Origin of the sequence: Kibdelosporangium philippinense (assembly GCF_021390435.2) — a bacterium.
GTDB classification, from domain to species: Bacteria; Actinomycetota; Actinomycetes; order Mycobacteriales; family Pseudonocardiaceae; genus Kibdelosporangium; species Kibdelosporangium philippinense.
Genome location: NZ_JAJVCN010000001.1, coordinates 1,838,108 through 1,859,409, shown reverse-complemented (window position 1 = coordinate 1,859,409; position 21,302 = coordinate 1,838,108). Strand labels below are relative to the sequence as shown.

Sequence of the window (21,302 nt, the reverse complement as noted above, 5' to 3'; positions counted from 1 at the left end):
CACCTTCTACAGTGAGAACACCAACATTCAATCATTTGTAAACAGTTTCCACTCTTCACATGTTCATGAAACAGGAACTTCTGTTCGAGCCGCGACGATCGCGACATTGGTGGTGCGAGTAAGGCGCTCGTAGGGCGCGGATTCGTGACCGAAGAACACCGCGAGCGGGGTCCAGATGCCGACCACGAACAAAGAAACCACGGCACCAACGGGAATAAGCAACTGCTCGGGGTTGGCGAAAACGTCCCATTCGTCGACGGACAGCGCGATCCACAGCAACCACAACGGAGACAACAGGATTCCGTAGCGCGCCGCCAACGAGATCGGGCCTGCCCGATGGCCGTTGGTGCGTTCGATCCGCAGGAGCATCGCGCGTTTGCCTGGCGTGGACCCGGTCAGGGTTGGCACGAGCAGGAACCAGACTCCGGCCAGGACTACGACGACTGGTCCCTTCGGTGAGCTACCGAGCAGCGTCATGATGCCGAGGACGAACGCGGTCAGCGTGGCGAATCCGACGATGTCAGCCAGGAGCGCGAAGACGCGGCGGCTTGGGGTTACCCTTGCCGCGTAACGCTTCCGGTCTCGATCGGGTTCGAGGTTGGGTAGCACGCGGATCAGTGGGCCTGCGATCAGCCAGCCGATCATTGCTCCGGCCGTGTTCAGGATCAGGTCGTCCACACTGAACAGCCGGTAGGCACATGGGTAGACGAACCACAGGCCGGTCAACTGGGTCAGTTCGAACAGCAGCGAGGTGCCGAAGCCGATCGCGGTGGCTGCGAGGAAACGGCTCTTTGCCATGTAGCGCAGGAAGAAGCCGAGCGGGATCAGCAGGACGACGTTGAGTGCGGTGCTCCACAGCGCTGGGTTGCGGATCATCGCCCCCGGCGTCCAGCGGCCTCTCGCCCGTTGGTCGACCACTTCGATGAAGTAGAAGGGCCGGAGTTGGGGCGTGCTGGCGTAGTTCTGGGTCGCGCAGTACCACTCCGGGTTCCGTGGCAGGGGCATGATCGTCTGCATGACCGCGGCGAGGAGGTAGAACAGGAAGGCGTAGAAGATGACCGTCGCCCAACCTCCTGCGCGGCCTCTGCGGCGGTAGCTGACCACGGCGACCGGCAGCATCACGAGCAGCACGACGATCGGGAACAGCAGCAACGCCGTCTGGACCGGCAGCAGGTAGGTTGCGACCACGACGCATTGTTACCCAGCCAGGGGGAATTTAATACGTGTGATCTTGGGGTGCGGGAATGTGCATCTCCATGTTCTGCAAAGGTGGACACACTGTGTCGGAATGGTGGACACGGCGGGGGTTAGGTTCGGACTGTGGCTTCGGCCAGGTACTTCATTGACGCTGCTGGGTTGTCCAGCCATCCGGTGTAGCCGACCGGGTTTTCAAACAGGTGGGCGAACCTGTGGGCGACCTCGGGCACGCGCTGTGCTGTGGCCAGGGTGGCGAGGACGTGCTCTGGGGGCGGGGCGAGCAGGGCGTTGTTGAACGCGGTCGCATGTTGGGCCACAGCCCAGTACTTCCCGAATGCCTCGTGCATGAACTGCTCGTCGAACTCCTTGTCCCCCTGGGCGAGGATTGCCTCCTGGTACGACCTTGCCGCGTGCGCGGCCATGTTCGCGCCCTGGCCGCCGACCGGGTCGTTGGTCACCGCGGTGTCCCCCATGGCCAGCACCAACTTGCCGGACGGGAGCTTGCCGACGGGATGCCGGACGATCGGCGTGATCGCCCCATACAACGCCTCCAGCGGGCCCGCGGGCTCGGCTTCCTCCAGAATCCCCGCGTCCCAAGGGAAGTAAGAACGCAACAGGCGAAGGCCGATCTCCATGTGCTGGTCGATGTCCTTGACGTCCTGCCAGACATCCATCGGGCTTCCCGGAAGGCCGAAGAAACCAATCCCATGCACGTTCCCCTGCACGGAAAGCACTGGCAGCACGAAGTTCTCACCGAACGGGCCGAGGTTGAACGTCAAACCCGGCAACATCGGATGCTTCGTGCGGACGTAGGCGATCCCGATCGCCCGCTGCGGCTCCGAGTACGGCGAAAGTTCAGCGTTACGCGGGAACAACGCATCGAACTGAGGTCCACGGCCCGCGGCCACGATGACCAGGTCAAACGAGACGGCGTAGGAGTCGAGGTCAGCCGGAGTCACCTTCTGGTAGCGGATTTCGCCGCCCTGGGCCTCGAACAGGGTCATCCAGTCGGAGACCTTCACCCGCTGATCCACTGACTGGGCTTGGTGATCGAACTTCTGCCCCCAGGAGATCACGGGTTCCGTCGTGCCAGGGGCGCCCGCTGCCTTGAACGCGACTTCTTCGACCGGCTGGACTTCGTCGTCCCAGAAGTTGATGCCGAGCTCACGTTCCCGCTGCAGCGCCGGATGGAAGACGCACTGGTTGGAGATCAGCCGCCCTTGCCTGACCTCATCCGCTGTTTTCTCGGCGACGACCGTCACCTCGTAGCCGCGTTTCTGCAAACCCAGTGCCAGCACGAGGCCTGCCTGGCCCGCTCCAATGATCCCGATTCGGCGCATGTCCCCCACAGTTTCAACGCCATGGGAGGCACGTATAGGTCCACATGGCTTGACTTAAGGGCGATCCGTCGGACACGCTAGGTCTCGGAGAGCGCTCTCCCAGATTCATCACCCTGCATGGGAGCTGACTATGCGCCGAGTTCTGGGTTTGGCGCTCGCTGTCGTCATGCTGCTGTCCCTGGTCGTGACGGCGCAGGCGGCGAGTGTTCTGCTGTCCCAAGGCAAAACGACAACCGCGTCGTCGATCGAGAACGACGCGACCACGGCCGCCAGCGCCACCGACGGCAATCCCGCCACCCGATGGTCCAGCCAGTTCACCGATCCGCAGTGGGTGCAGGTCGATCTTGGTGGCACCGCACGGATCGACAGCGTCACCCTGTCCTGGGAGGCCGCGTACGCCAGCGCCTTCCGGATCGAGACATCGAACGACGCCACGAACTGGACACCGATCCACACCACCACAACCGGAACCGGCGGCACCGAAACACTCACCACCACCGGCACCGGCAGATACGTCCGAATGCTCGGCACCGCAAGGGCGACTGGCTGGGGCTACTCGCTGTGGGAGTTCCAGGTCTTCGGCGAGCTCACCGCGGACGCCGGGACGTTGATCTCCGAGTTCAAGCAGGTCACCGCCTCGTCATGGGAGGGCGGCAACGCGCCTGCCGCCGCGCTCGACGGCAGGACGACAACCCGGTGGTCCAGCGAATTCAGTGACACGCAGTGGATCCGCGTCGACCTCGGCGGACCGGCGATCATCAACCAGGTCAGGCTGGTCTGGGAAGGCGCGTACGCCAAGGGCTACCGGATCGAGACATCGAACGACACCACGAACTGGACACCGATCCACACCACCACAACCGGAACCGGCGGCACCGAAACACTCACCACCACCGGCACCGGCAGATACGTCCGAATGCTCGGCACCGCGAGAGCAACCGGATACGGCTACTCCCTCTGGGAATTCCAGATCTTCGGCACGGTCGACAGCACCACAACCACGCCGCCTTTGCTGTCACCGCCGACAAAAGCGCCAGCCAACACCGGCCGGTTCGCGCTGGCAGCACCGGCCGACGGCGCGATGATCACGACCACCCGGCGCCCGACACTGGCATGGAACGCGATGCCTGGCGCGACCCGCTACCAGGTGTGGATCAACGTCAGCCGTGAGGACTACAACTTCGCCGCGTCCGGCAACCTCATCGACCTGTATACGAAGGTCGCCGACGTAAGCGGCACGACTTACACGCCCACCTGGGATATCACCGACCGGTGGACCTACAAGTGGTTCGTGGTGGCCAGTGACGGAAGCCCGTCCAACATCCGGCAGTTCAGCGTCTACGTGCCAACGCTGGAAAACGTCGCCGACGGCGTGTCGATCGTCAACGGCAGCAGGGATTTGAACCGCAACGGCGCCATCGAGCCGTACGAGGACTGGCGCCAGCCGGTCGGGGCCCGCGTGAATGACCTTCTCGGGCGGATGACGGCCGAGGAGAAGGCGTATCAGATGTTCTACAACGCGCAGGCATTCCCGCGGGCTGGGTGGCACTTCGGGCCCGCGGAAGCGCAGGACTTGCACACCATCCTGCTGGCGTCCTCAGGCACGAGACTCGGCATCCCGTTCATCTCCGCAGGCGACACGATCAGCGGCTACAAGACCACATACCCATTGCAAAGTGCCCTTGCGGCAGGCAAGAACTACCCGCTGGACTACAAACTCGGTGACATGCAACGCCGTGAGCAGCTCGAAGTCAGTGCACGCGGCGTGCTCGGCCCGCTCGCCGAGGTGGGTACGAAGGTGCTGTATCCGCGTATCCAGGAAGGCAACGGCGAAAACGCTGAAGTCGCGGCCGCGCAGGTGCGGGCTTTGGTCGCCGGACTGCAAGGCGGCCCTGAGCTCAACCCCTCGTCCGTGCTCGCCACGGTCAAGCACTGGCCGGGCGAAGGCGCTGGCGGCGAGGCACTCATTGTGTTCGACGCGGTGACCATCAAGTACCACATGGTTCCGTTCCGCGCCGCGATGGAAGCCGGTGCGGTCAACATCATGCCGGGTTACGCGGGCAGTTCGTTCCTCGATCCCGGCGGCCCAGGGGCGGGCGACAGCGCGAAGATCCTCGCCTATCTGCGGCAGAATCTCGGCTTCGCCGGCCTGATCACGACCGACTGGCTGCCTTCCGGCTCCTGGGTCGGCGCGGCCAACGCGGGATCCGATGTCATGGGCGGCGCCGACCCAGGCGCGCCGGGTTTCAGTATCGGGTCGTTCACCGCGAACGTGCCCGCGGCGAGGATCAACGACGCCGTTCGCCGGGTGCTGCGGCTGAAGTTCCAATTGGGACTGTTCGAGAATCCGTATGGTGATCCGGTCAACGGCCCATATCGCTTCCACACACCGGCGTACACCGCCCTGGCCAACCAAGCCGCGCGCGAGTCGATGACTTTGTTGAAAAACAACGGTGTTCTGCCACTTCGCTTGAACCGCGGTGACAACATCGTCGTCGCCGGGCCACGCGCGACGGACTCAAACGCTTGCTGTGTCTGGACAAGCTACTTCCACCAGGAGTACGGCTCGCTGAACATCCTTGACGCGATCAAGGCACGAGCATCCCAGGCAGGCGTGAACGTCTATCAGGACACGGGTCCGGCACCGAAGCTCGCGGTGGTCGCGGTCGGCGAGGCGTCGTACACCCATGGTACGAACTGGGTGAAGGAACAGCCTTATCTGCCACCGGATCAGGTCGCGGTGATCCAGAACTTCCAACGCCAAGGCATCCCTGTGGTAGTCGCTTTAGTCATGCCTCGGCCGTACGTCATCACAGAATGGCATGGCCTCGCGAGCGCCATCGTGGTCACGTACCGCGGCGGCGAGGAGATGGGCCCGGCATTGGCCAGCCTGCTGTTCGGCGACTACACGGCTCGCGGCAAGCTGCCGTGGCAGTTGCCGCGAGCATTGGGTGATGTTCTCAGGCCAGGCGGCAGTGACATTCCCGCTGACGCAACGGAACAGTGGGACCTACCATACGATCTTGCCGCGACTCCCGCACAACGCAACGAGATCAGGGCCCGAATCGACGCCGGTCAACAACCACCGAGCACCTACGGCAACCCGCTCTACCCCTACGGCGCAGGCTAAATTCCCAGCGTGCGACTCGTGAGTGGTTATTCGTGTTAGAACACGGCTAACCACTCACGAGGGTGGACCTGGGGTTTTACCAGATGTGGGCGACGTCCACGACAACCTTGTTGTCCCACGTGAGCACGCGGAACGGCAATCGCGCGCGAACACCGAGGCCGACCGTGGTGACCGCCTCGAACGAACCAGCCCAGGCCAGTTGTCGGAAGGTCTGGTACCCGGCGAAATTGAGGAGCTCACGGCGGTTGGCAAAGGTGTACGTCGGCTGACCGTTCGCGTCGTACGCGGGCCCGAAAGCAGCGACCGACAGCTTCGCGCCGCCGCGCAACGGGATCGGGTTCCCGGTCGGGTCCTCGGTCATCTGATCCACATAGGACACGTGGAATCCGTCGACACGGGACCGGAAGTCCAGCACCAGACGGTCGTAGCAGTCGTGCCTGCCCGAGCGGATGTTCACCAGTTCACCCGTTACCGACGTCGGTGCGCTCTTGGGCAGTGAACCCCATGTGATGCCGCAATAGGGTGCCGCGGTCGCGGACGTCGGCACCAGGAACGCGGCCAGCATTGTGATCAACAAGAGAAATGTCGTTCGTGACATCGTTCTCGACTCCCTCGAGAATGCGCCGGCAAATCCGGCTTCCCAAGAGGACGCTCGATCATGCCCGGGGTTGCTAGACCATTGTGGCGAGCCGCGCTTCGATGTCCGTGGCCCGTGGGTCCGCCAGCTCGGACATGATGCCCATGGCCGACTTCAGTACGCCACGGGCGATCCGGGAGTGCCCAGCGTCGTTGAGCGCGACCCCAAGGTCGACCATGGTCGCGGCTTCCCAGCGACGGTTGGCGGTGGTGCGGTGCAAGGAGATCGAGGTATGGAAGGCCCGGATCGCTTGTGGGACATTACCAAGACGTGCGTACGCCAGGCCAAGATTGTGCTGGTTGAACGCCTCGATCGTCACATCGCCGGTGCGCTGGAAGCGTTCGTGCGCCTGAAGATGGCATTCGACCGCCCCGGCGTAGTCGCCGGACATCGTCAGCCCGATGCCGAGGTTGTCCAGGTTCTGTGTGATACCACGGGGATAGTCGAGATCCTCGGACAGCTTCAACGCGGTCTTCGCGTAGTCACGAGCGCTCTCGCCATCGCCGAGCTTCGCATGGGTGATCGACAAGTTCCCGAGCGTCATGCCCAAGCCGCGATCGATGTCCAGCTCACGGAATCGAGCAAGTGACCGTTCGAAGTAGGACTTCGCCCGGTGGTACTCCTCCTTGTCCAGGTGGATACAGCCGACTGAATTGAGCAAGTACGCCTCGCCCACCCGCTCGCCCGCGGCCCTTGCGCTGTCCAATGCGGACTGGAAGAACCTGAGGCCCTCGCGCCACGGCACCACGCTGTCGAACAAGGTCGTCAACGCCAACGCGATCCGCCACGCATGACCGTCCCACCCGTTGGCCACGGCCCACGCGGTGACCGAACGCAGGGACTCGTACTCCTCATTAAACCAAGCGGCCGCTTCCTGGGCATCGACGAAGACCGGCGGCGGGATCCGAGCCTTGTACGGCGCCACGAAGTCGCGGTTGCGGTGCGGGACCATGACTTTGTCCGCAGCTACGGCTGCGTGCAGGTACCAGTCGAGCACGCGCTCGACCGCCTCTTCCCGCTCGGCCTGCAACTCGTAGGTCATCACCAAGTTGGTCGCATACAAGCGAATCAGGTCGTGCATCTGATAGCGTCCCGGCTGCGGCTGCTCCAGCAGGTTGGTCGCGATCAGTTGGTCGAGCGCGTCCTTCGCCTGCCCACGCGGCAATCCACTCAACGCAGCGGCCGTGTCAAGCCCAATGTCGTTGGCAGGCAACAAACCGAGCTTGCGGAACATCAACGCAGCCGACTTACGCAAGGCGCGATAGGACCACGACAGCGCCGCACGTAGATCCGTATGCGGATCACCATCACCGCTGCCGAGATTGTCCAGCCGCGCTTTCTCGTCCTCCAGCGCCAGCACGACGTCGGCCAACGAATCGGTGCGATGGGCGCGTTCAGCCACAATCGCCAGTGCCAAAGGCAAATAGTCACACAACTTGACCAGCCGTGCGGCCGCTGTGGGCTCCTCGGCCACGCGGTGCGGCCCGATGGCCGACGACAGCAGGTCGATGGCCTGCCGGTGCGCCATCGGGTTCAGCGTCACGCGATGGGCGCCGTCCCGCACCGACAGCCCACGCAACTGGTTCCGGCTCGTGACGATCACCAGCGCTGATGACCCCGGCAGCAACGGCCGCACCTGACCGGCGTCCCGCGCGTTGTCCAGCAGGATCAACGGGCGCCGGTCGGACAGTTTGCTGCGCAGCAACGCCGACCGCTCGTCCACATCGGACGGAATGGCTTCGCCAGGCACCCCGAGCTCACGCAACAGCGCCTCAGTCGCCGCGTTCGGCCGGATCGGCTCACCCGGGCCATAGCCGCGCAGGTTGAGGTAGAGCTGGACGTCGGAGTACTTGTCAGCCACCCGATGCGCCCAGTGCAGAGCCAGCGCGGTCTTGCCCATCCCTGGGGCGCCGTCGATCGAGACGATGATCGGCGCGCCGTCGAGGTTCGTCAGCAGCGCGTCGAGCTTGGTGAGCTCTTCCTGCCTGCCGGTGAACTTGGCGATGTCGTGCGGGAGCTGACGCGGCGCTGGCGACCAAGGCAGCGTCATCCGGTTTCCCTGCAGGATCTCACGCCGCAGCCGCTGTAGTTCGGCGCCAGGATCGATGCCGAACTCGTCGCTGAGAATCCGGAACACCTGGGCGTACGCGACCAGCGCGTCTTCTCGCCTGCCAGCCCGGTGCAGGGCCGAGATCAGCCGGACCCACAGCGATTCGCGGGTTGGATATTGATCAGTCAGCTCGTGCAGTTCGGCGATGATCGACTCGGGCTGCCGGACGTCCATCTCGATGTCGATCCGCCGCTCGGTCGCGGCGAACCACTCCTCGGTCAGCCGCGGCACGACATCCCGATCGACCCAGGACGAGGCCACGTCGGAGAACGGCCTGCCGCGCCACAGCCGCAGCGCCTCACAAAGAAGTGCCAGTTCCTGCTTCGAGTCCACCTGCGCACGGGACTGGCGCAGCAGCTCGCGGAACCGATAGACGTCGACCCGGTCAGACTTGACGCCAAGCTGGTAGCGACCGGCGGAGACGCGCTCGATGACGTTGCGGCCAAGTAGCTGCCGGAGACGGCCTACATAGGTGTGCAAGGACCCGCGAGCGTTGCCAGGCTGCTCGTCGGGCCACAGTCGTTCGGCCAGCGTGTCCGTGGTGACTGGGTGGTTGGCCGAGACGACCAACGCGGCCAGCAGGACACGCAACTGCCCCGGCGGGATCGCCACGACCTCGCCGTCACGCCGGATCTCCCATGGCCCAAGGACCTGGATATCGGTTTCCGGCCCCATCACGCCGCGTTCACTGTCCACACTTCGGGATAAACCGGGTCCAAACCCGCCCGACGCACATACCGCATTGCACTCCCGTCCCATTGCCACTGCAGGATAACCACCGCGACTGGACTGGACCTGTACTCGATATCCGCAGGTCACGAGCCTTGGACCAGCAGTTATCGGCATCTTCGGGACAAGATCGGTATCTTTGTCGCGTTTTCTGGCATGGTTGCCATGCTGGTGTGCGACAGGCGGGGGAGTTCGAGATGGCTGGCACGGCATTGGGGGTGGCGGTTCGGCGACGACGCGTGGAGTTGGGATTGACCCAACGCGATTTGGCCGAGCTCGCCGAGCTGAGTGTCCGGACCATCGGCAAAATCGAACAAGGCAAGCTTCCCGACACCCAGTCCAAGTCGATCGACCGCGTGATCAGCGCGTTGGGGATTGACCCGGCGATCGCGTGCTCATGCTCGGACTCGGCCATTCGAGTGAGTGTGCTCGGGCCATTGGTCGTCCGGCTGGCAGGTGAGGTTCAGGAACTGGGCGCGGAAAAGCAGCGATGCCTGCTCGGATTGCTGGCTCTGCGCTACGGCATCACCGTTTCCCAGCACGAGATCGTGGAGCTGCTCTGGGGCACCAAACCACCGGCGACCTGGCAGAACCTCATCCACACGTACGTCACCCGGCTGCGGAAAGCGCTCGGGAATGGCGGTTCCCATGGGCACAACGCAATCGTCACGGCGCCAAGCGGCTACCGGTTGGCCCTTGGTGCGCAAGAACTGGATATCGCGACATTCGACGCGTTGGTCCAACAAGGTGAAAAGCCGGAGAATCTCGCGGCCGCATTGGACCAGTGGCGCGGCCCATTGCTCGCGGATCTGCCGGACCGGTTGCGGTTGCATCCGGCCGCGGTCTCGGCGCAAGAACGCCGGATAAGCGCGGCAATGGCATATGCGGACGCGGTTGTCGAGCCAAAGCGCCAGGACGAGGTCATCCGCCGGTTGCAGGCGTTGATCGTCGAAGCGCCGATGCACGAGGGCTTGCTGGCACGGGTCATGCTCGCCATGGCCGCCGCGGGCAGGCAGGCCGACGCGATCAGCCTCTACTCGGGCGCACGGCAGTTGCTGGGCAGTGAGCTCGGCGTCGACCCCAGCGCCGAGCTGCGCAGTGCGCACGAACGCGTGCTACGCCAGGACGTTCCGGCCAAGGCGAACCGGCTCGTGCCCGCACAGCTGCCTGCCGACGTGGTCGGTTTCTCCGGCCGCAGGAGCCAGCTCGCGGCGCTGGATTCGTTGTTGGCCGAGGTCCGCAGCGGAAATTCGGCCGCGATGGTGATCGCCGCGATCGCGGGCACCGGCGGTGTCGGCAAGACGGCATTGGCCCTGCATTGGGCGCACCAGAACAAGCACCACTTCCCCGACGGCCAGTTGTACGTCAACCTGCGTGGCTACGACCCTGACGAGCCGGTCGATCCCGCCGACGCGCTCGCCGCGTTCCTGCGTGCGCTGGGTGTGGAGACTCACTCCATACCGCGTGATGTCAGTGAGCGTTCGGCGATGTTCCGCACGATGGTCGCGGACCGTCGGTTGCTGATGATCCTGGACAACGCGCGCGCCGCCAATGTCGTACGGCCGTTGCTGCCGGGCACGTCCGAGGCGTTCGTGGTGATCACGAGTCGCGAGTCCCTGCGTGGCCTCGCGGTTCGCGATGGCGCGCGACTGATCGACGTGGGGGTGCTGAACCTGGCCGAGTCCCGTGCGCTGATGACGACCCTGATCGGCCAGCGTGTCGCCACCGCGCCGCGGGCCGCTGACGTGCTGATCAAGCAGTGCGGCCACCTGCCGCTGGCGATTCGGCTGGTCGCGGACCTGGCGGCGCGCAAGCCCGATCTCGAACTCGCCGATCTGGCCGAGGAGCTCGCGGACGAACAGCACCGGCTGCGCCTGCTGGACGCGGGCGACGATCCGTACGCTTCGATCGGCCCGGTGTTCTCCTGGTCCTACAACAAGTTGTCCGACGAAGGCGCCCGGCTGTTCCGGTTGCTCGGCTTTCTGCCCGGAAACACCCTGGATGTGTACGCGGCCGCGGTGCTGCTGAACACCTCCCGCGAGAAAGCCAGCACGCTGCTCGCCGAACTGGTCGACGCGCATCTGCTCGACCAGGACGTCAACGGACGATTCCGGTTCCACGATCTGTTGCGCGCCTATGCGAGGCAGAAAGCGGGCAGGGAAAACCAGGGCCAGGAGAACCTGATTGATTTCTACCGGGCCGCCCGATCACGGGCCGCCAGTGTGCTTGCCGGCGCACGGGTGCCGAAAACACCCACAACAACCCAGCCCAATTCATTTGCATCGATCCCGATGCACCGCTTCACCCACATTATCCGGGAAGGGACACATCCGTTCGTCACGCGGAAGCGGCCATGACTCCAGATCCGCCGGAACGCCACATGCGCGGATGGTCTCCGGCGCTGGAGATCGAGTCATGGCCGCTGTGCCCCCCCCCTTGCCCTCGCCCAATTCGTTCCTACCCCGGTGGCGTCGTGTTACCGCAAGGTGAGTGCCGGTGACACCTTGAGGTAACTCGGCGATGTTCACTCATTCGGAGGTACGCTAGGGCTCCCGTCGAAGGGGGTGCGCGATGGCAGGCGAAAATGTCCCGTATCGGCAAAGCCTGCTTGACGCGATGGCTGTGCTCAACGGCCAATGGGTGCCTGCCGTACTCGCGTCATTGGCGCCCGGACCACTGAACTTCACCGATCTGCTGAATGCGATCAATGCCGTCGAGGAACGGTCCGGTTGGGTCAACCATGTCCGGCCGTTGACAAGGAAAGTGCTCACGGAAACGTTGTCGAGGCTGCAACGGGACGGCATTGTGCAACGGCAGAACACACCGGACGCCTTGTTCCAGCCGGTGTACTACGAACTGACCACGATGGGCAGTTCGCTGCTCAGATCGGTCCGCCCATTGATCAAATGGGCTCAGGACCACCAGGCTGAACTTTCCTCCGCGCGGCAGCGCCGCGCCCCTTAGCCTGCGGCCTGCTCACCACGACCCGGTCACGGCCCGCGTCCTTGGCACCGAACGCGGCAAGGTCGGCCGCCAGCAGCAGCTGATCCAGGCCGCCCCTGGTCGCTGGATATGCGGCAGCGCCGATGGACACGGTCAGGCCGTCGACCACTTCGTTGTCGTTGACCGTGACCCGCAGTTTCCTGACCCGCTCGCAGATGCGTTCGCCGATCTCGACGAGTTCCTTGTCTTCGACCTCGGGCAGGCCGACCACGAACTCCTCGCCGCCGAACCGGCCGACCACGTCGTAACGGCGGGTCTCGGCGCGTAGTGCGTGGGCGACCGCTTCGAGGACTTCGTCGCCCGCGAAGTGGCCGTAACCGTCGTTGACCTGCTTGAAGTGGTCGAGGTCGATCATCAGGACGCCAAGCGTGGCGCCTTCGCGCTTGGCTCGCTCGTACTCCTTCGTGATGACGGTGTGCCACGCGGCCGCATTGAGCAAGCCGGTCTTCGGGTCCGTCGCCGCGGCCTGCTCGAACTGGCGAATCAGCAAGCTGCGGTGCAATACGTGCAGCGCGGGGATGAACAACGCGACCAGCAACGGTTTCCACGCCAGCAGGATCGCCGCGAGGGCGCCAAGGCAGATGGTCGCGAATTCCAACGCGTTGGCGTGCCAGCTCCCCAGAATCCGCACCGGTTTCAGCGTCCGCTCGGACAACGCGATGGCACCGGCGATCAGCCCGGTGTTCACCGCCGAGAACGCGGCGATGGCAAGGGGAATACCCCACAGCGCTCCGGGGAATACCGCTTTGACGAGGGTTTCCGGTCCGAGCAGCTGCTGGATTCCGGTGGCCGCGTGGCAGGCGAGAACAATCGTGGCCGCGCTGAACGTCAGTCGATAGGCGTGTACGCCACGTACGCGATACCAGCTGCGAATCCACAAGTGCAGATACAGGACCGCGACAACCGCGGCCGCGAATCCGGGTGAGAGAACCAAAGCGGCCGCGACGGTCCAGATCGAGGTGAGATTGACGTGCGGAGTGTCGGAAAACCTCCGGCGCATACGCTCGACATGCCGGGATATCTCGGCGTTCACCAGGCCAAGGCCAATGATCGCCGCAGCCATCACAAGATCGCGCGCCGCGGGCGGGTTGGTGATCAGCAAAACAGCCGTGATGATGACCGCGAACGCGTCGACAGCGAGGACATAGCAGAGAAGATGACGCGGGAGCGACCACACCGGCCAGCTCGCGGGGTTCACGAGCCCTTTGTGTCGTCGGCCTCGAAAGCGGAACATAGTCACAACTTCTTCTCACCTCCCGCCGATCGAACAGTGTAACTGCCCGGACACAAACCGTACTAGCTGCAGAAGGGAGGTGACAGAGATGCGCGGAAAGGACTGGTGAGCACCGACGTGTGCCTCGCGCTCGCCAGACACCCATCGTCGCGAGGACAGAATCCGAGATCACCCCTGGCGGGCGCGAAGCCACGACATACCGACAAGGACGGCAATTCCCGCGCCACTGAGGCCGGCCAACGCGACGGCCGCACTCGGACTGAGAGCGTCGGCGACAACACCGCCCAACGCGATCGCGACACCCTGCGATGCCTGGACACCCGCACTGCCCAAGCCCACGGCGGTTCCCCGGCAATACTCGGGGACCCGTTTGACAAAAGCGGCCTGGGTTTCGATGAGGTACGCGGTCGAAGCGACACCGGAAATCCCCCACAGCAACACGGAAATCAAGACCCCGGGTTGCAGAACGCAGAGGATGAGGGGAACCCCGGCGAGAATCGCGAACGGAACGAGCATGCGTTCCCGCGCCCGCTCGGTCATTCGAGCGGACAGCCATGCGCCGATGATGCTGCCCGCGGGGTCGGCGGCCATCAGAAATCCGACGGCAGCGAGGCCTGCCGCGAGTTCGCCGGCGTACGGCGCGGCCAACCCTTCCGGCACCACGAAGAGTCCGACCATCCAGGCCAACGCGATCAGGCCGCGAAGCCTCGGATCCCGCCAGATCAGTTGCACGACACCGCTGGTGCTTCTCCTGTGGTTCGTGCCGGGGCGACTGTGCACTGTCAACCGCACCAAGGCTGCCGCGATCACGAAGGTGACCGCGTTGAATCCGAGTACCGCGTACGGGCTGACGAGGGTGAGCACCGCTCCCCCGGCCGCGAACCCGATGAGCTGGGCCAGTTGCGTGGAAATTGAACGGACCGAGAGCCCTTGGACGTACTGCCTGCCGAGCACTTGGTACATCAGGGACAGTTGGGCGGCTTTGAACGGCCCTCCCGCGAACGACAGCAACGCGATGAGGACGCCGAGAACCGGTAAGGGCAATCCTGGAATTGCCATTGCCGCGGCGAGCACTCCCCTGCACAGGTCCGTCGCGACGATCAGTTCCCGCTTTTTGAACCGATCGGCAAGACTTGCCAGGAACACGCTGCCCAGGAGGTTCGGCAGGAACGTCATGGCGTAGCTGAGCGTTGTCCACGTCGCCGACTCTGTTTCCCGGTAGACGAGGACCGCGACGGCGACCCGTGCGAGCTGATCTCCACCGACTGACAACAGTTCCGCGAGCCACAAGCCCCGGAACTCGCGCACGCACAGGACAGCCGTCAGCCGGACCCCGCTGTCACCGCGCACAACCTCGCAGCTTACAGTGGCGAATCGAGCACATGCAGTAACTTTGGTCTACATCTACAGTGGCCTGCATGGACTTCGGGTGCGCCGAGTGTTTCGGTGCGGAGACTGAGGACGCGGGTGTGGTGATGCCACGGTGCCTGCAGAAGGCGGCCGTGCTGCGAACGCTCACGCTCGGCTGGCCGACCGAGGTTGTGCACCTGCGGCAATGCGAGTCCTGTGGACAGGACTATGTGGTCGTCTACCTCGAGGAAATCAACTGGGAAGGCAGCCACGACGCCGAGTACGACACCCTCGTGCCCATCACTCGGGCCGAAGCCGCGTCTCTTGCAGACTCACGAATCCTGCGCGCGGACATCGAAGACCTTTCGCCCCGCCGGTGGCTCTACCACGAACGACAAGTCGACCGGCAAAGCGAGACCTACCAATGGTTCAAAGGTGCCGTCACCCTCCCCGAAACCCGCTAGGATTCGGCATGGAATTCGGGTGCGCGCAGTGCTACGGCGAGGACGCCGAGACCGTGATGGAGTACTGCACCAAGAACCTTGAGACGACACAACGGATCGTCTCCGACTCGCACTTCGGCGTCTCGGTGCGCAAGTGCCCAGAATGCGGCCAGGAGTTCATCGCCATCTTCACGGAGTTCGTTGACTGGCAAGGGGGTGACGACGCACAGTACTTCGACATCGTGCCCGTCACCCCCATCGAGGTGAAGTACTTCCTCGAGGCTGACCTTGTCATACGAGAACTCGGCAAGCTCGGGCACGCTCGTCGCCGGGTCTCGTCGGACTGGCCGACCGGCGGCACGTACCAAGTGTCTTGGAAGCACGGCACCTTTCACGTTGAAGAAGGCCACTAGTTGTCTTGTAATTCTGTTGGCTTTACTTCGCGTTGTTGTTGAGCAGCTTCTTGACACTGGCTTGGACGACGCGGACCTTGGCCAGGATCTCCTCGGCGGTGGCGGTCCAGATGAAGGGCTTGGCCTTGGCGTTCCAGTGGTTGATGTAGTCACGGATCTGTCCGATGAGGACTTTGACCGACGTGAAGGTGCCGCGGCGGATGGCCTGGCGGGTGATGATGCCGAACCAGATCTCGATCTGGTTGATCCACGACGAGCCTTTCGGGGTGTGGTGGAACCGCACATGCGGGTTGGCCTCCAGCCAGGCCATCACCTCGGGCGTGCCGTGGATGGACAAGTTGTCCAGCACCACATGGACGTTCTTGCCCGCGTGCGGTTTCACGGCTTTCTTGAGGAAGGCCAGGAAGTTCGCGCCGTCGCGGACCGGGTGGCATTCGCCGTAGACCTCGCCGGTGGCCACGTCGAGTGCGGCGAACAGGTTCGTGATGCCGTGCCGGCGGTAGTCATGGGTGCGTTGCTCGCTGGCGTCGAAGGTGATCGGCAGCAGCGGCTGGGTCCGGTCCAGCGCCTGGATCTGGGTCTTCTCATCGACGCTGAGAACGACCGCGCCGCCCGGCGGGTCCAGGTACAGACCAACGATGTCGGCTACCTTGTCGGCGAACTCCGGGTCCTTGCTGAGCTTGAACGTGCCCTGTCGATGCGGCCGCAACCCGTTGTCGCGCCACAGCTTCGCCACATAGTGATGCGAGACCGACACCCCTTCGACGCGGGTGATCCACGCGGCCATCTCCCGGCTCGACCAGTGCGACAACCCGGTCTCGATGGGTGGGCTTGTGCGGCTGGCCGCCAGGATCCGCGCCCGCACCCGCACCGGAACCTGCTCCCGCCCGGCCCCGCGCGGCCGGTCCAGCAACCCGCCCACACCGTCTGCCGCGTAGCGTGACAGCCACAGATCCACCGTCGGCCTCGACACACCAGCCAGCTCCGCGATTTCCTTCTTCGCCCGCCCTTCCGCCGACCACATCAAGATCCGCGCCCGCGTCGCGACCGTCGCCGCTACGTCCGGACTGTTCACCAGCGCCCGCAACTCGGCCCGCTCGTCGGCTGTCAACTCCATGCCAACAGCCAACACCATCACCAGTCACACCAATGTAAAGCAAACAGAATCACACGACACTAGGCGACCTGAGCGGGCAGGCACCCGGCCCGTCGAAGTCCACTGTGTACAGAAACAGCCACATTGACCGGATCGTGTCAATCGCGTGAAGTTGCCTCATGCCTCGACACAGCGATACCGTTCAGCCTGCGCGTCACATCTGACTCAGATCAAGATCGATCACGCTGACACATGCCGCGATATCGCTACAGGTGAAGGTGTTTCACATCGTCGTGAGCCAGCCTGTTACCGCCAACGAGCTGGAGGATTGATCATGGCCGTTCGACTCGGGTCGCTACTGGCGGCGTCCATTGTGGTGCTGACCGCCTGCAGCGGCGGATCGACAGCCGAGCCGGGCTCCGGCAAGACCACGCTTGTCGTCAAGACGTTCGGCGAGTTCGGCTATGAGCAGCTCTACCAGCAGTACGAGGCCACGCATCCGGACGTCACCATCAAACAGGAGAACATCGGCAAACTTGGCGACTACTTGCCCAAGCTCCAGCAGTGGATGGCGACCGGTTCGGGTGCCGGTGACGTTGTTGCCCTGGAAGAGGGCATTCTGACCCAGTTCATGGCCAAACCGGACCAGTTCGTCAACCTGCTCGACCACGGCGCCGCACAGCTGCGCGGCAACTTCCTCGACTGGAAGTGGCAGCAGGCCAGCACTCCCAACGGCGACAGGCTGGTCGGCCTCGGCACAGACGTCGGCGCGCAGGGAATGTGTTACCGCACAGACCTGTTCGCCAAAGCCGGTCTGCCGACGAACCGGGATGAAGTCGGCAAACTCTGGCCGACCTGGGACGCCTACCTGGCCACCGGCAAACGGTTGATCGCCGCGAACACCGGTTCACAGTTCTACGACTCGTCCGGCAGCCCGTTCTTGAACATGATGCTGCAGCAAGGCGATCACACGTATTACGACCGCAACAACAAACTCGTCATCGACACCAATCCCGGCGTGAAGGCCACATGGGACAAGACGATGGAAATGATCAAAGCCGGACTGTCGGCGAACGTCGACCAGTTCAGTCCACAGTGGAACGCCGGGTTCAAGACCGGAAAGTTCGCCACCATCCCGTGCCCATCGTGGATGCTGGCGACCATCGAGCAGCAGTCCGGGCCGGAGAACGCCGGAAAGTGGGACGTGGCAAGGGTTCCTGGCAACGGCGCGGTGCGCGGAGGTTCGTTCCTCGCTGTGCCTGCCCAGAGCAAGAACCAGAACCAGGCCGCCGAGTTGGTGAAGTTCCTGACCAGCCCGCAGAGCCAGATCGCAGCGTTCAAGGCCAAGAACAACTTCCCGTCCTCGCCGCAGGCCATCGATGACCCGGCGGTGCAGAACTTCACCAACGCCTACTTCAGCAACGCGCCGGTCGGCAAGATCTTCGGCGAGAGCGTGAAAGCGCTGCGGCCGGTCTACTTGGGACCGGACAACAACCCGATCGGTGACCGGGTTGGCAACGCCTTGACCGCGGTCGAGCAAGGCAAGCTCACCCCGGATGCGGCATGGGCCAAGGCCGTCGACGACGCCAAGCGCTTGGTCAAGTAGGTGGCCGATACGGAACAGCGACGCGGGTGGCGTCTATCCAAACTGGACGCCACCGCGTCGCCCTACCTGTTCGTCGCGCCCTTCTTCATCATCTTCCTGATCTTCGGCCTGTTCCCGCTCGGCTACACCGCGTGGGTCTCGCTGCACGACTGGGATCTCGGCGGCAGCAACGGGTTCGTCGGGCTGCAGAACTACGTCACGCTGTTCGGCGACCCGGATTTCTGGAACGCGGTCGTCAACACCCTCGGGATCCTGCTGCTGGCCACGGTTCCGCAGCTGTTGCTGGCATTGATCCTGGCCAGTCTGCTCAACCAGAAACTGCGCGGTCTGACGTTCCTGCGGATGGGTGTGCTGCTGCCGATCGTCACGTCGGTCGCCGCGGTCGGAATCGTGTTCAGCCAGATCTTCGACCGCGACGCCGGAATGGCGAACGGCCTGCTCAGCCTGGTGAACATCGACGCGATCGACTGGCGCGCGGACAAATGGTCCTCGTGGACCGCGATCGCGACCATGGTCAACTGGCGCTGGACCGGCTACAACGCGCTGATCTACCTGGCCGCGATGCAGTCCGTGCCGCGTGAACTCTACGAAGCCGCGACCGTGGACGGCGCGTCGAAGGTGCGGCAGTTCTTCAGCATCACCGTGCCGATGATCCGCCCGGCGATCGTGTTCACCGTGATTGTGTCGATGATCGGCGGAATGCAGCTGTTCACCGAGCCGCTGATCTTCGGGCAGGGCGGTTTCGCGATCTCCGGCGGCAGCCTGCGGCAGTTCCAGACGGTCGCGATGTACATGTTCGAGAAGGCGTTCCGCGACTTCGACCTCGGTTACGGCTCGGCGATCGCGTGGATGCTCTTCCTGCTGATCACCCTGCTGGCGACGGTGAACTTCCTGATCACGCGCAGGGGGCGCTGATGCTCGTCTACCTGACGTTGGTCGTGGCGATCGCCTTGTCGGCGTTCCCGCTGTACTGGTTGTTCGTGGTGGCCACGCGTTCCAACGACATCGTCGGCGACTGGCCGCCGCCCTTGCTGCCTGGCCCGCACTTCGGCGAGAACGTGACCAGGCTGTTCACCGCACCAGACGCCAACTTCCTGCTCGGCCTGGTCAATTCGGCGATCGTGTCGGTGATCGTGACGGTCGCGGTGGTGTTCTTCAGCTCGCTGGCCGGGTTCGCGTTCGCCAAACTGCGGTTCCGCGGTCAGAACGTGCTGCTGATGATCATCCTGGCGACGATGATGATCCCGGTGCAGATGGGCATCATCCCGCTGTACATGATCATGGTCGAACTAGGCTGGCAGAACAGGCTCGAAGCGGTGATCGTGCCGTTTCTGGTGTCCGCGTTCGGTGTGTTCCTGATGCGCCAGTACGCCCAACGTGCCGTGCCCGACGAACTGATCGAAGCAGCCAAGGTCGACGGCTGCTCGACGTTCCGGATCTTCTGCACAGTCGTGCTGCCAGCACTTCGACCAGGCGCGGCGGTACTTGGGCTGTTCACATTCATGGGTACGTGGAACGAATTCCTGTGGCCGTTGGCGGTGCTGGAAGCCGACAACCCGACCGTGCAGTTCTCCTTGGCCCAGCTCTCGACGCAGTACTACACCGACTACACGTTGATGTTCACCGGTGCGCTGATCGCGATCGTCCCACTGTTCCTGGTGTTCCTCGCCTTCGGCAAGCAGATCATCGGCGGCATCATGGAGGGGGCGGTGAAAGCATGAAGGATAGTGTTGAGCAGGTGAGACCCACCCTTGACGAAGTCGCCCGACGGGCCGGCGTGTCGACAGGGACCCACTGTCGAAGATCGCCGCTGAGGGCGGGGTCCCGGTTGTCCACGGCGGCCGCTCCTTGGATCAGACTCCGCCGTTTTACGTCGATGCTGACAACCGCGGCGAGGCTCGGCAGGCCGTCGAGTATCTGATCTCTACCGGCCGCCACCGGATCGCCACGATTACTGGCGCGCTGGACATGCATGTGGGCGTGAGCCGGTATCTGGGCTATCGCGAGGCGATGGCCCTGGCTGGCTTGGCCGACAACCGGGTCGCCCATGGGGACTTCAGCGAGGCCAGCGGGGTTTCGGCGATGGGCTCACTGCTGGACTCGTACCCGGATCTGGACGCGGTGTTCGTCGCTTCGGATGCGATGGCGGCAGGGGCTTTGACGGAGTTGCGTTCCCGCGGGCTTGCCGTGCCGGAGGACGTCGCCGTTGTCGGCTTCAACGACATCGTCACCGCCCAGCACACGCAGCCCGCGCTCACCACGGTCCGCCAACCCAACGAAGCCCTCGGCCGGGAGATGACCCGCATGCTCGTCCGTCTTATCAACGGCGACGAACCCACGTCGCGCATCCTGCCGACGGAGTTGATCATCCGAGACTCGGCGTGAGTGGGTCAGTATTCCCACTCCCAGCCGCCATCCATCCAACCTTGCTTGAACACGACCACCCCGTGGGCATGCTTGGTGTCCAGGACGACTTTGCCGATGTACTGCGACGACGGGGAGTAGTTTCCCAATGGCAGCATCTCGGACATAGCCATACACTGAGAACTTGACGTGTTCTGGATCGTGATGCCATCCGGACCGACGATCGAGAACTCAAAGGGGTTCAGCGAAAAGTATTGGGCGTGGCCGGAAAATTTGTCCGTTGTCTTCATCGTGAACGACAACACGACAAAGTGGCCGTTCTCAGGCTTGGCGTCCGCCGAGTATTTGTCGGTGCACTTCGGATTCACCTCGATCTTGTCGAGAGTGAAGGTCACCGAGAGGTCGGTGCAGTTGGTGTCAGTGCACAGCGCTGCCACCTCACCGACCGTCTTCTTGATGTTGCCGCGGGCCGAGGTCACTGGCGAGCTCTTCGTTGGCGCGGTGGTCGTTGAACTGGGCGGGGTCGCGAGGCCGGAGGAGTGCACCGCGTTGATGTCCGGTGGTTGCGGATTCGCCGTGTTGTTTCCACAACCGGCAACCATCCCTGCCGCAATTATGGGCACAGCAAACAGAACCATCGCGCGCATTGT

The 21,302-nt window shown here is 63.8% G+C and carries 17 protein-coding genes; 9 read left to right on the top strand and 8 right to left on the bottom strand.

Annotated features, from left to right (window positions below):
* Nucleotides 1-63: 63 nt before the first annotated feature.
* Nucleotides 64-1,188 carry a VanZ family protein gene (locus tag LWC34_RS08605; protein WP_233724469.1) on the bottom strand — a complete coding sequence of 375 codons (1,125 nt, stop codon included), beginning with the start codon at nt 1,186-1,188 and terminating at the stop codon, nt 64-66.
* A gap of 119 nt (nt 1,189-1,307) precedes the next feature.
* Nucleotides 1,308-2,537, bottom strand: coding sequence for a styrene monooxygenase/indole monooxygenase family protein (locus LWC34_RS08600; RefSeq protein ID WP_233724468.1), 1,230 nt, complete (start codon nt 2,535-2,537; stop codon nt 1,308-1,310).
* 130 nt (nt 2,538-2,667) lie between these two features.
* Here LWC34_RS08600 and LWC34_RS08595 point away from each other — a divergent pair, with 130 nt between their 5' ends.
* A complete protein-coding gene (locus tag LWC34_RS08595) occupies nt 2,668-5,667 on the top strand; it encodes a discoidin domain-containing protein (protein WP_233724467.1) in 3,000 nt (999 codons plus the stop codon).
* A 76-nt stretch (nt 5,668-5,743) separates the two neighbouring features.
* Here the strand turns inward: LWC34_RS08595 and LWC34_RS08590 are convergent, their stop codons facing one another.
* Together LWC34_RS08590 and LWC34_RS08585 are read right to left on the bottom strand one after the other, a co-directional pair.
* Nucleotides 5,744-6,265 (bottom strand): AMIN-like domain-containing (lipo)protein, encoded by a 522-nt coding sequence (locus LWC34_RS08590; protein WP_233724466.1) that lies wholly within the window; start codon nt 6,263-6,265, stop codon nt 5,744-5,746.
* Between the two features lie 73 nt (nt 6,266-6,338).
* The gene (locus tag LWC34_RS08585) at nt 6,339-9,110 is read right to left on the bottom strand and encodes an AfsR/SARP family transcriptional regulator (protein ID WP_233724465.1); all 2,772 of its coding nucleotides are present in this window, start codon (nt 9,108-9,110) and stop codon (nt 6,339-6,341) included.
* A 206-nt stretch (nt 9,111-9,316) separates the two neighbouring features.
* Between LWC34_RS08585 and LWC34_RS08580 the strand changes: the two genes are divergently transcribed.
* Together LWC34_RS08580 and LWC34_RS08575 are read left to right on the top strand one after the other, a co-directional pair.
* Nucleotides 9,317-11,500, top strand: a complete 2,184-nt coding sequence (locus LWC34_RS08580) for a BTAD domain-containing putative transcriptional regulator (RefSeq protein WP_233724464.1) — start codon at nt 9,317-9,319, stop codon at nt 11,498-11,500.
* A gap of 214 nt (nt 11,501-11,714) precedes the next feature.
* Nucleotides 11,715-12,107 carry a winged helix-turn-helix transcriptional regulator gene (locus tag LWC34_RS08575; protein ID WP_233724463.1) on the top strand — a complete coding sequence of 131 codons (393 nt, stop codon included), beginning with the start codon at nt 11,715-11,717 and terminating at the stop codon, nt 12,105-12,107.
* Here LWC34_RS08575 and LWC34_RS08570 read toward each other — a convergent pair.
* Nucleotides 12,046-13,344, bottom strand: a complete 1,299-nt coding sequence (locus LWC34_RS08570) for a GGDEF domain-containing protein (RefSeq protein ID WP_233724462.1) — start codon at nt 13,342-13,344, stop codon at nt 12,046-12,048. The genes LWC34_RS08575 and LWC34_RS08570 overlap by 62 nt on opposite strands.
* A 204-nt stretch (nt 13,345-13,548) precedes the next feature.
* Entirely contained in the window at nt 13,549-14,730 is a 1,182-nt protein-coding gene (locus tag LWC34_RS08565; protein WP_233724461.1) for an MFS transporter, read from the bottom strand.
* A 68-nt stretch (nt 14,731-14,798) separates the two neighbouring features.
* Between LWC34_RS08565 and LWC34_RS08560 the strand changes: the two genes are divergently transcribed.
* Nucleotides 14,799-15,194 (top strand): hypothetical protein, encoded by a 396-nt coding sequence (locus LWC34_RS08560; RefSeq protein ID WP_233724460.1) that lies wholly within the window; start codon nt 14,799-14,801, stop codon nt 15,192-15,194.
* 8 nt (nt 15,195-15,202) lie between these two features.
* On the top strand, nt 15,203-15,586 hold the full coding sequence (locus LWC34_RS08555) for a hypothetical protein (protein WP_233724459.1): 384 nt from the start codon (nt 15,203-15,205) through the stop codon (nt 15,584-15,586).
* Nucleotides 15,587-15,608: 22 nt separating this feature from the next.
* Here LWC34_RS08555 and LWC34_RS08550 read toward each other — a convergent pair whose 3' ends face one another.
* Entirely contained in the window at nt 15,609-16,703 is a 1,095-nt protein-coding gene (locus LWC34_RS08550) for an IS630 family transposase (RefSeq protein WP_233724458.1), read from the bottom strand.
* A 313-nt stretch (nt 16,704-17,016) separates the two neighbouring features.
* Between LWC34_RS08550 and LWC34_RS08545 the strand changes: the two genes are divergently transcribed.
* From LWC34_RS08545 to LWC34_RS08530, 4 genes are all read left to right on the top strand, one after another.
* A complete protein-coding gene (locus tag LWC34_RS08545; protein ID WP_233724457.1) occupies nt 17,017-18,288 on the top strand; it encodes an ABC transporter substrate-binding protein in 1,272 nt (423 codons plus the stop codon).
* Nucleotides 18,289-19,203 carry a carbohydrate ABC transporter permease gene (locus tag LWC34_RS08540; RefSeq protein WP_233724456.1) on the top strand — a complete coding sequence of 305 codons (915 nt, stop codon included), beginning with the start codon at nt 18,289-18,291 and terminating at the stop codon, nt 19,201-19,203.
* Nucleotides 19,203-20,009 (top strand): carbohydrate ABC transporter permease, encoded by an 807-nt coding sequence (locus LWC34_RS08535; protein ID WP_233724455.1) that lies wholly within the window; start codon nt 19,203-19,205, stop codon nt 20,007-20,009. Before LWC34_RS08540 ends, LWC34_RS08535 begins: the two co-directional genes overlap by 1 nt.
* Before the next feature lie 73 nt (nt 20,010-20,082).
* Nucleotides 20,083-20,673 carry a LacI family DNA-binding transcriptional regulator gene (locus LWC34_RS08530; RefSeq protein WP_284051530.1) on the top strand — a complete coding sequence of 197 codons (591 nt, stop codon included), beginning with the start codon at nt 20,083-20,085 and terminating at the stop codon, nt 20,671-20,673.
* 5 nt (nt 20,674-20,678) lie between these two features.
* Here the strand turns inward: LWC34_RS08530 and LWC34_RS08525 are convergent, their stop codons facing one another.
* The gene (locus tag LWC34_RS08525; RefSeq protein ID WP_233724453.1) at nt 20,679-21,299 is read right to left on the bottom strand and encodes a hypothetical protein; all 621 of its coding nucleotides are present in this window, start codon (nt 21,297-21,299) and stop codon (nt 20,679-20,681) included.
* Nucleotides 21,300-21,302: the final 3 nt, after the last annotated feature.